General features: G+C 57.8%; 12 protein-coding genes. 5 read left to right on the top strand and 7 right to left on the bottom strand.

Features of this window, described 5'->3' with window-relative positions; genetic code table 11:
- The first annotated feature begins 3 nt into the window (after positions 1-3).
- The 5 genes from ASD46_RS22200 (at position 4) to ASD46_RS22180 (ending at position 5648) form a co-directional block, all read left to right on the top strand.
- Entirely contained in the window at positions 4-1125 is a 1122-nt protein-coding gene (locus tag ASD46_RS22200) for a sn-glycerol-3-phosphate import ATP-binding protein UgpC (RefSeq protein WP_035200546.1), read from the top strand.
- A gap of 452 nt (positions 1126-1577) precedes the next feature.
- Entirely contained in the window at positions 1578-2906 is a 1329-nt protein-coding gene (locus ASD46_RS22195) for an LLM class flavin-dependent oxidoreductase (protein ID WP_003517825.1), read from the top strand.
- A 149-nt stretch (positions 2907-3055) separates the two neighbouring features.
- On the top strand, positions 3056-4051 hold the full coding sequence (locus ASD46_RS22190) for an aliphatic sulfonate ABC transporter substrate-binding protein (RefSeq protein ID WP_003517827.1): 996 nt from the start codon (positions 3056-3058) through the stop codon (positions 4049-4051).
- Positions 4048-4917: an ABC transporter permease gene (locus ASD46_RS22185; RefSeq protein WP_060642682.1), complete on the top strand. Its 870-nt coding sequence runs from the start codon at positions 4048-4050 to the stop codon at positions 4915-4917. The genes ASD46_RS22190 and ASD46_RS22185 overlap by 4 nt, the downstream gene beginning before the upstream one ends.
- Positions 4914-5648, top strand: a complete 735-nt coding sequence (locus tag ASD46_RS22180) for an ABC transporter ATP-binding protein (protein ID WP_013761384.1) — start codon at positions 4914-4916, stop codon at positions 5646-5648. The genes ASD46_RS22185 and ASD46_RS22180 overlap by 4 nt, the downstream gene beginning before the upstream one ends.
- Before the next feature lie 25 nt (positions 5649-5673).
- On the opposite strand, the gene ASD46_RS22175 is transcribed toward ASD46_RS22180, so the two are convergent.
- From ASD46_RS22175 to ASD46_RS22145, 7 genes are all read right to left on the bottom strand, one after another.
- The gene (locus ASD46_RS22175; protein ID WP_019566447.1) at positions 5674-6501 is read right to left on the bottom strand and encodes a carbohydrate ABC transporter permease; all 828 of its coding nucleotides are present in this window, start codon (positions 6499-6501) and stop codon (positions 5674-5676) included.
- A complete protein-coding gene (locus tag ASD46_RS22170; RefSeq protein WP_003517835.1) occupies positions 6498-7382 on the bottom strand; it encodes a carbohydrate ABC transporter permease in 885 nt (294 codons plus the stop codon). Before ASD46_RS22170 ends, ASD46_RS22175 begins: the two co-directional genes overlap by 4 nt.
- Positions 7383-7449: 67 nt before the next feature.
- Entirely contained in the window at positions 7450-8724 is a 1275-nt protein-coding gene (locus ASD46_RS22165) for an extracellular solute-binding protein (RefSeq protein ID WP_025595973.1), read from the bottom strand.
- Between the two features lie 78 nt (positions 8725-8802).
- Positions 8803-9876 (bottom strand): ABC transporter ATP-binding protein, encoded by a 1074-nt coding sequence (locus ASD46_RS22160; protein WP_013761386.1) that lies wholly within the window; start codon positions 9874-9876, stop codon positions 8803-8805.
- A gap of 7 nt (positions 9877-9883) precedes the next feature.
- A complete protein-coding gene (locus ASD46_RS22155; RefSeq protein ID WP_035199314.1) occupies positions 9884-11395 on the bottom strand; it encodes an alpha-N-arabinofuranosidase in 1512 nt (503 codons plus the stop codon).
- Between the two features lie 122 nt (positions 11396-11517).
- Positions 11518-12447 (bottom strand): ArsR/SmtB family transcription factor, encoded by a 930-nt coding sequence (locus ASD46_RS22150; protein ID WP_019566450.1) that lies wholly within the window; start codon positions 12445-12447, stop codon positions 11518-11520.
- Between the two features lie 169 nt (positions 12448-12616).
- The gene (locus tag ASD46_RS22145; protein WP_003517844.1) at positions 12617-13909 is read right to left on the bottom strand and encodes an ABC transporter substrate-binding protein; all 1293 of its coding nucleotides are present in this window, start codon (positions 13907-13909) and stop codon (positions 12617-12619) included.
- Between the last annotated feature and the right edge of the window lie 26 nt (positions 13910-13935).

Genomic DNA, 13935 nt, shown 5'->3' with positions numbered 1-13935 from the left:
ATCATGGCTCAGATCGATATTCGGCAGGTCCGCAAATCCTATGGCAAGACCCCGACCCTGCACGGCGTGGATCTCACTTTCGAAACCGGCGAATTCGTCGTCATCCTCGGCCCCTCGGGCTGCGGCAAGTCCACACTTCTGCGAATGATCGCCGGGCTGGAGGACATCACGTCAGGTGAAATCGCCATTGGCGGGCGCGTCGTCAACACGCTGGAGCCGCGCGAGCGCGGTTGCGCCATGGTGTTCCAGAACTACGCGCTTTATCCGCATATGACGGTATCAGGCAATATCGGTTATGCGCTGAAGGTCGCAGGCGTTCCCAAGGCTGAACGTCTTCGCCGCATCGAGGAAACGGCCAAGATCGTTGGTCTTTCCGACTATCTCGAACGCAAGCCCGCCGCCCTTTCCGGTGGCCAGCGCCAGCGCGTGGCCATGGCCCGCGCAATCATCCGCGAACCGCAGGTATTCCTGTTCGATGAACCGCTGTCCAACCTCGATGCAAAGCTGCGTGTGACGATGCGCGCCGAAATCCGCAAACTGCACCAGCGCCTATCGGCCACCTCCGTCTTCGTCACCCATGATCAGGTGGAAGCCATGACGCTGGCCGACCGGCTGGTGGTTATGAACAAGGGCAATGTGGAGCAGGTCGGTCATCCGCTCGATATCTATCACCGCCCCGCCAGCACCTTCGTAGCCTCCTTCATCGGCTCACCGGCGATGAACCTGTTCAACACGCGGGTGGAGGTCGAATCTCCATCGGTCATGCTGGGCGGCCAGCCGGTGAAGCTCTTCCCCGAGACCGCGCTGGAGCTGCGCGGGCGCGACGTGACAGTCGGCATTCGCCCTGAACAATGCCTGGTCAGCATCGAGGGTGCGGGCGTGCCCGCAACCGTGGACTTTGTAGAAGAGCTGGGTTCCGGCCGCATCGTACATGCGGAAATCGCCGGCGAAACTTTCTCCGCAGCCATCGGCGAAGATCTGTTGGTCAAGCCCGGCCAGCGCGTCCACTTCGAACTGCCCCCGGCCCACCTCCACTTTTTCGATCCGGCCACCGGCAAGCGCATCGAAACGGAGGGCGCCGTCGAGAAAACCCGCATCGGCAACGAAAAGCTGCTGGCAGTTTGATGGCGGACGTTTGAGCACAGATCAGTCCGGCGCGGTTTGGGGGTGTCCCAACCACGCCGGATCTCCAAACGACGTTTTCGATCTCGAACTACGATTTGAAATAATCCAGTACATTAGCTATATCGGCCAATATTTTGAATTTACGCCATTTTCTCACTGGAATCATTGCGCGAAATACGTCGAAATTTGCTTGGCGATCACCACGTGAAGCACATCGCTTGCCGGATATTACGTCAACACGATGAGGCAAACCCGTTGCAGGCTAAGCGATCTTGCGAAATGAATGATTTCAGGAAAAATCTTTCTGTTTGGAAATTATAATCGCAATAGTCTTTGCCGCACCGAGCCGCCAGCAAGGCTATCGTCGCGATGAGGACCGAGCCGGTCTTCGATCCTTGGCGGCCGACAGAGAAAACGCTCGGGTCAAAACTTCAACGAAAGAGTGAAGCCCAATGGCAAACGATCGCAAACTGCACCTCGGCGCCTTCATGCGGCCCGTCAGTCTTCACACGGGTGCGTGGCGTTATCCCGGATCCTTCCCGGACGCGAACTTCAATTTTGGCCATCTGGCGCGATTTGCGCAACAGCTTGAAGCCGCGAAATTCGATGCATTTTTCATGGCCGATCATCTGGCGGTGCTGAACATGCCGACGGAAGCGCTGCGCCGCAGCCATACCGTCACGTCTTTCGAACCCTTCACCCTGCTTTCGGCGCTCGCCGCCGTCACCTCCCGCATCGGGCTGGTTGCCACCGCCTCCACAACATTCGATGAGCCCTACCACGTAGCGCGGCGTTTCGCATCACTCGATCACCTCAGCAATGGTCGCGCCGGCTGGAACATCGTCACCACAGCGAATCCGGATGCGGCGCTTAATTTCGGCCGGGACGAACAGCCTGACCACACGGAGCGTTATGGAAGAGCGCGGGAATTTTACGACGTCGTTACCGGGCTGTGGGATTCCTTTTCCGATGATGCCTTTCTCCGGGATGTCGATAGCGGGTTGTTCTTCGACCCTGAAAAAATGCATGTGCTTAATCACAAGGGACCGGAATTTTCCGTGCGCGGTCCGCTCAATATAGCGCGTCCGGTGCAGGGCTGGCCCGTCATCGTTCAGGCCGGGGCTTCAGAGCCGGGGCGCCAGCTTGCAGCCGAAACTGCCGAGGTCGTTTTTGCGGCAACACCCACGCTTGCGGCGGGAAAAGCGTTCTACAGGGACGTCAAGGACAGGACCGTTGCGGCAGGCCGTTCCCGCGACGGCATTGTCATCCTGCCGGGTGCTTTCGTTCTGGTCGGCGATAGCGTGGAAGAAGCCAAGGCCAAACGCGCCAGGCTCGACAGCCTCGTCCATTATGAAAGCGCGATAGCCTCGCTTTCGATTGCGCTCGGCCACGATGCTTCGAGTTTCGATCCCGATGGCCCCTTGCCTGACATTCCCGAAACCAATGCAAGCAAATCCAGCCGCGAGAGGGTGATCGAACTTGCAAGGAGCGAGGGGCTGACGGTGCGCCAGCTGGCGCAGCGGCTGGGTGGCTATGGGGGTCTCGCATTTGTCGGCACGGCAAAAACCATCGCCGACGAGATGGAACAATGGCTATACGAAGAGGGGTCGGATGGCTTCAACGTCACCTTCCCGTTCCTGCCTGCCGGACTTGACGATTTCACGACCCTGCTTGTGCCCGAACTGCAAAGGCGCGGCCTGTTCCGAAAGGACTATGAGGGAACGACATTGCGCGATCATCTCGGTTTGCAACGTCCGGCCAATCGTTTTTTCCCTGAATAACGCGCCGTCGCGCCGATCCGGCCAGCGGTAGGGAGATTTTCCACGCCCGACCTGAAGTTTGGCATGAGGTTCCAGAAGGCTGGATTGACCTCATAAACGCCGGCCCATACCCTTTAAATAAACAAATTACATAAATTAGGTACACTATTATGAAGGCTAAACATTCTCGTCGCCAGATCCTGAAACTCAGCATTGCCGGGGCTCTCGCAGCACCCTTTGCCACGGGCAGCGCGCTGGCCCAAAGCTCACAGGAGTTTCCTGCTGAGCTGAAGCTGGATTGGGGATTTTACTCCTCACATACGCTGCTGATAAAGAACAAGGGCTGGCTTGAGGAAGCGTTCAAGGATGTCGGCACCAAGATCACCTGGGTACAATCCCGCGGAAGCAACAATTCGCTCGAATTCCTGAAGGTCGGCTCGACGGATTTTGCCGGTTCGGCAGCACTTTCCGCGTTTCTGGCCCGCGCCAATGGTGTGCCGCTGAAGGTGATCTATGTGGCAAGCTGGGGCGGTTCTTCCATCATACAGGTTCGCCCGGATTCGCCGGTCAAGACCGTCGCCGATCTCAAGGGCAAAACCATTGCGGTCACCAAGGGTACCGCGCCCTATTTCACCCTCCTGCGCGCCCTTGCCCAAAACAAGCTTTCGATCGATGACCTCAAGGTCGTGAACCTGCAGCATCCGGAAGGATTCAACGCGCTTCAGCAGGGACAGGTTGATGCATGGGTCGGCATCGATCCACACACATCCCAGGCAGAACTTGCCGGTGACAGGGCGATTTTCGATGAGCGTAGCTGGCGCGACGGCAGCGTCTTCAGCGTTTCCGAGGAGTTTCTGGCGAAATACCCGAAAGCGGTCGAACGCCTCCTCGGTGTCTGGGTCGAGACACAAAGATGGATCCGTGAAAACAACGGCGAATTCATCGATTTCGTCACGAAGGTCACCGGCAACGATCCCCAGATCACCAAGCTGACGATCGAAAAGCGCGACTGGAAGGATCCTGTTCCGGGCGAGGAACTGCTGAACTCGATTCGTATCGTGACCCCGTTGCTTGGCGACGATGTGCTGCGTCCTGGCGTCAATGTCGACAGCGTCCTTTCGTCGCTGATCGATCCGGCACCGGCGAAAAAGGCGCTGGGAGCATGAATTCTCATCCGCGCGAATTTCAGCGCGTGAAGCAGACTGCGAAACAACTCCCTGCCCCACTGCCGTTCGTGCAAAGAGTGGGGAATTTCCTGGGACGGTTCGACCTGCGCGGCGCGATAGTGCCGGTCGGCTCATTGTTGCTGCTGGAATTCTTTGTGCGCGTGGGCTGGGTAAGTCCCTACGTGCTGCCGCCGCCCTCCGAGCTTTACGACACGTTTCTAAGGCTCGCCGAGGGTCCTTTGTGGACGAATGTCGCAGCCAGTACCGCCCGTGTCTTTGTCGGCTTCGTCATTGGCTCCCTTCTTGCAATCGTCGTCGGTTCGCTGGTCGGGCTGGTCGTTGCCGCCGAGCGTTATCTTGAGCCGACGTTTCAGGCGTTACGCGCGGTTCCGAGCCTCGCCTGGGTGCCGCTGCTGATGATCTGGTTCGGCATTGGCGAAACCTCGAAAATCGTACTGATCGCCAAAAGCGCGTTTTTCCCTGTTTATCTCAACCTCTTCTCCGGCATCAGGAATGTCGACCGCAAGTTGGTGGAAGTGGGCGAGATGTATCGCCAGCCGCTGCCAGTGCTGGTTTGGCGGATTTTCATTCCCGCCTCCTTGCCGCATCTGTTCACGGGCTTGCGTTACGGCCTGTCGCTGGCCTGGCTAAGCGTTGTCGCAGCGGAACTTCTGGCGGCTTCCGAGGGCATCGGCTACATGCTATCCGATGGGCGGGAACTCTCCCGACCCGATCTGGTGATGATAGCGATTATCTGCCTTGCCGTCCTCGGCAAGATTTCCGACAGCCTTTTCAAGATAGTCGAGGAACGTTGCCTCAGATGGCGCGACACTTACCCCCTTCAGCAAGGAGGGCGCCTGCGATGAGTTTGCTCAATGTCGATGTTCGCGAAAAAGCCTTCGGAGACACGGTTGTCCTTCAGGATATTCACCTGACGCTCGGCGATGGTGAAGCGGCGGTTCTTCTCGGACCAAGTGGGTGCGGGAAAAGCACCTTGCTGCGCATCGCCGCCGGCCTCGACCGGCATTTCTCAGGCGCTGTGAAGGTTCAGCAGGCAAAGGAGGTTCAGGCATCGGACTCACCGCCCATCGCCTTCGTCTTTCAGGAACCCCGCCTGATGCCGTGGCTGACAGTTGCCGAAAACATAGGTTATGCGGCCGGCAAGAAATATGATGTCGAGCGGGTAGAAGGACTGATCAACGATGTGGGCTTGAGCGGCCATGGCAGCGCGTTACCGAAAGCCCTTTCAGGCGGCATGGCGCAGCGTGTCGCCATAGCAAGAGCGCTCTATACCCGGCCGCGCATCTTGCTGCTCGACGAACCCTTCAGCGCGGTCGATGCTTTCACGCGGATGAAATTGCAGGACCTAGTTCTGAAACTCGTCGAACAGCGCGGCATTTCCTTCCTGCTCGTCACCCACGATATTGACGAGGCGCTTTATCTCGGTGACCGCATTTACATGATGGGTGCCCATGACGGCCGTATCCAGCAGCGGATAGAAGTGGACGAGCCGCGCCCGCGCGACAGAAGGTCGCCGCAACTCGCCACCCTCAAGAACGAGGTGCTGACTGCCCTACACAACGCTCACGTCATCTGACCGGCACCGGCATCTTTCGCCGCCATCACCCCTTCACGCCGGACGAAATCATGATGGCTTCCGTCACGCGCCGCTGGAAGATGACGTAGGCGACGATGACCGGCAGAGCCGCCAGCATGGCAATCGCCATCAGGCGTGCATAAACGATGCCGAAGGTGTCGTTGACCTGCGTGATGCCGACGGGGATCGTCATCATGTTTTCGGACGTGATGACGAGGAAAGGCCAGAAGAAGGCGTTCCACACCGTAATGAAGGTCACGATCGCCATGGCGGTCGTAATGCCCCAGTTCAGCGGCAGAAACACCTTGAACAGGATCGTGTATTCGCCGCCACCATCCAGAACCACCGCCTCCCGCATCTCTTTGGGCACGCTGTCGAAGAACTGCTTGTAGACGATGATGACGATTGGCGTGATCAGCTGCGGCAGGATGATGCCCGCCCAGGTATTGATGAGGTTGAGGTTCTTCATCAGGATGAACTGTGTCACGACAAGCGTCTGCGCGGGCACCATGAAACTCGCGAGCACGATGCCATAAAGCAGTCGCCGTCCCGGAAAGCGGATCTGCGATAGCGCATAGGCGCATAACATCGAAATGATGAGCACAGAGACCGTGACGATCGCGGCAGTGCCAATGGAATTCACGTACCAGGTCAACAGCCGCGTATTGAAGATGGCATTCACATAGGCACCAAGCTGGAACTCATCAGGCAGTAGCGACGTGTTGCCCGCAACATTCTCGTCCGAGCGCAACGACGTCACGAACCCCCAGTAAAGCGGGAAAATCCATACCAGTGCTGCCGAAAATGTCAGCAGGGTCAGGATGACGTTCTCAAGTCTTTTGGTCAGGCTCATGAATTCCTCCGGATGCGTAGCAACTGGAACTGGAGAACGGATACGATGACGATCAACAGGAAGAGCACGGTCGCCACGGCCGATGCATAACCGCCATTGTTCATCTGGAAGGCTTCCCGGTAGACCTTAAGGAGAAGCACGAAACTGGAATTGAAGGGTCCGCCGCCGCTCAAGAGGTAGATCTGGTCGAATATCTTCAGTTGCAGGATCAATTGCAGCGTCAGGATCAGCGCGGTCACCGGCCACAGAAGCGGCCATGTGACGCGCCGGAACTTTTGCCATGTCGTTGCGCCATCAAGAGCTGCGGCCTCATAAAGCTCGGTCGGAATGTTTCGCAAGCCGGCAATGAAGAGCAGAACGTTAAAACCGTTCGTCCACCAGATGGTGACGACGGCGACCATCGGCATGACCCAGTTGGGGTTCTTGAAAACCGCGACGGGTTTGCCCGCCAGCAACGAAATGACCGGTTGGAGAATGCCGAACTGCAGGTCGAGCATCCAGGCCCAGATTTCGGTGACAACCGAAACCGGCAGGACATAAGGCAGGAAAAACAGGCTCATGGCGATTGTCTGCTTGATGCCGGACAATCGGCTGACCGCAAGCGCAATCAACAGGGCGATGACCGTTGTTGGCACCACCGTCAGCAGCACGAAATAGCCGTTATTCTTGAGCGAGGTAACGAACAGGCGGTCGCTCAACAATTTTATGTAGTTCTGCAGGCCGACCCAGTTGCCATCGCCGATCAGCGGCGCATCCGTGAAGCTGATGCGTATCATCTCGATCAGGGGGTAAAGAAAGAACGTGGCGAAGACCACGATGAATGGCGTCACCATCGACAGTGCGATGAGCGACTTCTTGCGCCGGTTTTCAATCATAGCCATGGAATGCCTCCGGGACCTCCCGCATTGCACGCTGCCCTCCGGCTGACAGCCAGAGGGCAGTCACGGATTACTTGAGCTTGCCCTGAAGCTCGGACTTGATCTGCTCGACCGCATCCGCGCCGCTCATGTAGCCCTGGATGGCCGGAGCGATGATATTAAGCGCCGCATCGTAAGCGGGTGAGGCAACTCCGGTAATCGTGGTCTTCGGATCGAACACTGCCGCCTCCGCCAGCGAGGCATATGTGGCATTCGGCTGCATCGCCTTGTATTCGCTGCTTTCGGTGATCGATTTATAGGCCGGAATATGCCCCGCATCGGCCCAGCTGATGGCGTGTTTTTCCATCCAGCCAATAACCGTCATGACAGCGGCGCGTTTCTCACCGGAAACGGTCTTGTCACCCTGATTGGGGATCGCAAAGGCGTGCGAATCCGCCCAGGTGGCGCGCTTGCCCATGAAAGGCGGAACTTCCACAGCGCTCCATTTGAAGCCGAGCTTGCCGTTCTTTTCCAGATCCTTGTAGGTCGGAACTTCCCAGACGCCATTAAGCTGGAAGGCTGATTTGCCAGCGGAGAAGAGAGCAACGGACGCAGGATATTCCGCCTGCTCGGGGGCCCATCCGTTTTCCCGCCATTTCGACATGGTATCGATCGCTTTGGCAGCCTTTTCGGCATTGTCGCCGGCAAGCACCTCGTTATTGGTGACCAGCTCGCCGCCCTGTTGTGAGAACAGTGTATAAAAGACACGCCAGACACCGGCTTCGCCACCCGACTGATAGGTAACCGGCGTCTGAACGCCCTTGTCCTTCGCCCAGGCCAGCGCCTTTTCGAAATCCTCCATCGTCTTGATACCGGTCAACTTACCCTCGGCATCGAGATAGGGAGACCCTTTCAGAAGATCGGCGTTGTAATAGAGAATAAGGGCATGGATATCGAACGGCACCGCGTAAAGCTTGCCGTCGTGGGTTGCTGCCTCGACGGGTGCGCTGAAAAAGTCGCTGGTCTTCAACCCGGCATCATCAAGGTCTTTTGTGGTAATTTCGCTCAATACTTTTTCATCAAGGCCGAGCGGCGCGCGCGACAGGTGATAGGTCATGACATCAGGCCCCTCACCCACGGCCGACGCCGTGCGCACCTTGGTATAGAACGGAACGCCCCACTCTAGCGTCGTTCCCTTGATCTGAATGTCAGGGTGTTCCTTGTTGAAGGCAGCAATCAGCGCTTTCATGCGCACACCGTCGCCGCCCGACAGAAAGTCCCACCAGACGATATCCTGCTTCGCCAGTGCCGGCAGGGCGCTCAGGCCCAGAACCGTACCAACAAGCAATGTCTTGATCAGTCGCATCGTTCACTCCTCCCGTTTGTTGGAAACACCCCGTTCAAGGGGCGGTCTACTACTGCATCGAACGGCGCCTCCTCGCGCCTATCGCAACCTTTTGCCGTCGCTGCCGAAAACCATGATGTGATCGGGCGAAGCGCTCAGTGAGACGGACCGGCCATCCAGCCGCTCGCGCGAGCCCTGCCGCTGCACGACAAGTTCTTTCCCGGCACGCGTTCGGGTATAGAGATAGGAAAGGTCGCCAAGCTCCTCCGCCACCTCGACATTGACAGGCAAAGCACCCTCTTGCGTGATCACCAGATGCTCGGGCCTTATGCCGATTTCGACCCGCTGACCGGGGGAAACCGGATGCGAAAGCCGGGCTTCAAGGTGCTTTTCACCACCTTCAGGCGCGAGCATAACGATGCCGTCCCGCTGCCCGACGATGTCGGCAGCAAGGAAATTCATCGCGGGCGAGCCGATGAAGCCAGCGACGAAACGATTGTCCGGATCGTCGTAAAGGGTGAGCGGCGCGCCGGCCTGTTGCACGATGCCGCCCTTCAGCACGAAAATCTTGTCCGCAAGCGTCATGGCCTCTACCTGGTCATGCGTGACGTAGATCATCGTGGCGCCGAGCTTGCGGTGAAGCCGGGTCAGTTCCAGCCGCATCTGCACGCGCAGTTCCGCATCCAGGTTCGACAGGGGTTCATCGAAGAGAAACACCTTCGGCTGTCGCACGATCGCGCGGCCTATGGCCACGCGCTGCCTCTGGCCGCCGGAAAGCTGCGATGGCTTCTTGTGCAGATTGTCCTCGAGCTGGAGGATGCGGGCAGCTTCCCCCACCCTCTCATTCACCTCCGCTTTCGGCCGGCGGGCGAGACGCAGGCTGAAAGCCATGTTCTCGAACACCGTCAGATGCGGGTAAAGCGCATAATTCTGGAAGACCATGGCAACGCCACGATCCGCCGGCTCGACAGCGGTGACGTCGCGCTCGTCGATGGCGATGTGACCGCCGCTGGTTTCCTCAAGACCGGCGATCATGCGCAACAGGGTGGATTTTCCGCAACCGGATGGCCCCACGAAAACCGCGAAGCTGCCCGTCGGAATCTCCATCGAAACGTCCCGGATGGCTGCAAAAGAGCCGAAGGACTTGGCGATATTGCTGAGACGGACACCCATCACCGCCTCACTGAACCTTCACGCGCAGAACATGATAGGACAGCGCCGGCACGGAGCCTTTGAGTGCCCCATCCTCGACACCAATGCCGCTGCCCGGCACCGGCACGACGCGGTCGGGTTGATCCGGACCGTTGCCGGTCCTCAGATCATATCCCGCCATGGAAAGATGCAGGCTGAGTGACACAGGCGAAAAGCCGGTGAGACCGACATTGAGCTCTGCTGCTTCGGTCAGATGACGATTGAGGACAAACAGCGTCACCACGCCCTCGTCCTCATCAAACACGCCGGCGACATCGAGATATTTGACGTCATCGGCCGCGTTGCAGTCGTAGGTCGGGCAATCGACGGCAATGTTCAGTGCAACGCCGCGACCATAAAGCGAGGCGAACTGATAGGGATAATAGATGGTCTGGCGCCATGCCGGTCCGTTCTTTTCAGCGCGGATGGGGGCGATGACATTGACAAGCTGGGCAATGCAGGCGATGCGCACCCTGTCCGAGCGACGGATGAACTCGTTGAGCAACCCGGCCACGAAGAGAGCATCCTCGAAATTGTAGGTCTCCTCCAGAAGTGCAGGCGCTTCCGGCCAGTCCCAGCTCTTGATGCGTTTACCGTCGTCTTCGCGGATATGGTACCAGACATTCCACTCGTCGAAGCAGATGGAGACATCGTTCTTGGCGCGCTTCTTGGCTTTCACGTAATCGATGACACCGGCGATAGTCTGAATGTAACGCCCTGTTTCTTCGATCTTGCCGAAGTAATTCAGCGTGTCGCGGCTGTTGTTGCCGAAATATTTATGCAGCGAGATGTGGTCCACATTCTCGTAGCATTCTTCCAGCACCTCGCGCTCCCATTCGGGATAGGTCGGCATGCCGTCGTTGGAACTTCCGCAAACGATTGCCTCGATGGTGGGGTCGAAACCCTTGAAGGCTTTCGCGGTTTCGTTTGCCAGCCGGCCATACTCCACCGCCGTCTTGTGGCCAATCTGCCAGGGGCCGTCCATCTCGTTGCCGAGGCACCACATCTTCACGCCATGCGGCTTTTCGGCGCCGTGGCTGCGGCGAAGGTCGCTAAGCTCGGTGCCGCCGGGGAAATTCACGTATTCGAGAAAGTTGCGGGCATCATCCAGACCACGGGAACCGAGGTTGACGGCGAGCATCATCTCGATGCCTGCCATCGACGCCCAGTCTGCGAACTCGTTGACGCCGATCTGGTTGGTTTCCTTGGAGCGCCATGCAAGATCAAGCCGCACGGGCCGTTTGTCACGGGGGCCGATGCCGTCTTCCCAGCGATAGGCCGAAACGAAGTTGCCGCCGGGATAGCGGATCGCCGGAATTTTCAGATCCTGCACGAATTTCAGCACATCCTTGCGAAAACCGTTTTCATCCGCCTGCGGATGGCCGGGCTCGTAAATCCCGCCATAGATCGCCCGCCCCATATGTTCGATGAAGGCGGAATATAGGCGATCGTCGATACGCCCAATCCGGAAGTCCCGGTGGACTGAAACCCGCGCTTTCATAGGCTCTCCTCCCATGCGCATTTATATCTTAAAATATGATATAAACCATATTTCATAATATAGTTGCCAATGGAAGCCGCGCCTGTCAACCGCGAAAATCATACTTTATGAAATTGGCCCGATCAGTCTGCGGTGCGTAGACGCAATACGATGTCCTGATCGTAATTCCCAAAGCCCCGGCCGAAGATGTTGAGCCCGCCCGGATGCTTTGCATCCGCCTTTACCTCGATCCGCAAGCGGATTGAGCGGTGGCTGGACAGATCTATATCCGCAAGCGTCACATCGGAAATGCGCGTACCATCGACATAGGTTCCCTGGGCAGTAATGCGCCAGGTTTTGAGCATTCCATACTGCGAGCCGGACAGTTTCCACCAGTCGGGCGTAAACGTACCCCGCTTGTCGCCGAAATCGCCGGGCGAGGTCCAGACCCCGATCTCCTTGCCGTTGACGGAGAGGGTAATGTCTGACGGCCAGTTGCTGTGCGTTCCTGGCACCTCGGAACTGACCTCCATCGAAAACTCGACTTCCTCGACGTTTCGCCCCTGAATCTTGGCATTATTGGGGAATTGATACTCGACATGACCCGATGTGAACCACAAAAGTGCAGTCTTCATGCGGTCGGGATCCATGAAGGTATCAGGGACATCCAGAAGTCCGATAATGCCCTCCGGCGAACAGATGCCGCAAGGCGCGGTCACCGAACTCTGCGTATAGAGGCCGAGCGGCATGGCGACGGCAATGTAGTTGGATACAGCCGGCGTCTCGGGGCTTCGAAACGAAACGATAAGCTCGTCGCAGGTCGCAAAACAGATTTTCTGGCTGCCCTTGCGCGCCTTGCGCGTTTCGGTTCGCAGCAGCCCCGCCTCTTCAAGAACGGTCACACCGGCCGACACGGTGGACTGGGGAAGATCCAGCCTCTGCGCGATCTCGTTGACATTGAGACCGTTGGCCTCGTGCAGCAGCTTCAATATCTGCACACGGATCAGCGACGCCGCCGCCTTCAAAACATCGAATTCTTTTTCAGCGTCAATAAGTAGGAAATTGGGAGCCATTGTCTAATCTTCAGATTTAGCGATCTAGATCAGAATTTCTGGCTTAAATATTTTATGCTGTCCAGCATTGTTTGTCGTGTCGATATATTCAAAGTCAGACACGCAAGGAATGATTGCGAATGGAGGCAGCGCAGGCGGTTTCGATACCGCATGCGCTGTCTCTTTTTCCTTACCCGCGCTTGCGCAACGTGCGGGTGCCGGTATCGACGAGATTCTGCGCTGCCTCATCCACAGTGGCGCGGCCAAAGGCGAGTGAGTCGGCAATCGGACGCATTACCCCACGGTCGAACTCATTGGCGCCGATGGGGGCAGGCTCCGGATAGGTATCGAGCTTGCCGGACAGGCTCTCGATGTAATCGACCGTCTTGCGTTCAGTCTCGTTGAGGCTTGGCAACACAGCTTCGCGTACCTTCTTCGCCGGCGGCACGCCGCGTTCGACGCCGAGAACCTTTCCCGCTTCCAGATCGTTGACAAAGAAGTTGATGAACTTCGCCGCAGCTTCCGGAGTGGTGGAGGTGGACGAAATGCACCAGATAAGCCCCGGCCGGTAATAATGCCCGGTCGGTTTTCCCGGCCCCTCACCCGGCAGCATGCCAATGGACAGCGTCTTCTTGTTGAGCGCCTGGTAACCGACAAGCTGGTTGGAATAGGCAAAGCCGATTGCGGAATTGCCAAGGGTCAGCGCGTTGGATTCGATGGTATTGTCATCGCGCGTTTGGATATCGGCAGAGACGCAAAGCTTGTTCTCGCGCAGATCCTCCCAATAGGCGAACCATTCCTTGGCATCTTCCTTGTTGAAACCGATGGTGCCGTCCTGGAACAGGAGCTTGCCGCGCTGGCGCAGCCAGACATCGAAGACGTAGTGATAACGAGCGCCATAGGGCACCGCCCAATAATTGCGCCGCGCCGGAGCGTTCTTCTTGAAATCGCGCGCCAGTTCCGCCAGCGCCTTCCAGGTGATCTGCTCCTTCGGCACGGAGACGCCGGCCTCCTTCAGCGTCTCTGCATCATACATCATGCAGAACGAATTCAGCCCGAGACCGACGCCGTAAAGCTTGCCGTCGATGCGGCAAAGATCGACTTCGCTTTTGCCGAAATTGGAAAGATCAAGCGACGAGCCGACAAACTGGTCAAGTTCCATGCAGGCCCCACGGCCGGAATAATCGGCAATGGTGGAAGGCTCGAGCTGAAAGATATCGGCGACGTTACGTCCCGCCATGGACGTCGCAAGCTTGGTCCAATAGTCGGAACCGGCGATCATCTCGCCGCTGATTACCGTTTGTGGATCTGCCTTCTGGTAGAGGGCAATCACATCATTGGTGCGCTTGTTGCGGTCAGCCGAACCCCACCATACGCAACGAAGCCGGGTTTCGGCCGCCATCGCGCGGAAACCGCCCGCCGCCGCGCCAAGACCTGCCAGTGCCGCCGTCACCAAAAATCCACGTCTATCGATAGTTTGCATCTGCTCCTCCCGCGTTTTGCAAATTT

Origin of the sequence: Rhizobium sp. Root491, assembly GCF_001427205.1 — a bacterium.
In the GTDB taxonomy this organism is placed as follows: domain Bacteria; phylum Pseudomonadota; class Alphaproteobacteria; order Rhizobiales; family Rhizobiaceae; genus Agrobacterium; species Agrobacterium tumefaciens.
This window is presented reverse-complemented; position numbering and strand designations above follow the sequence as displayed.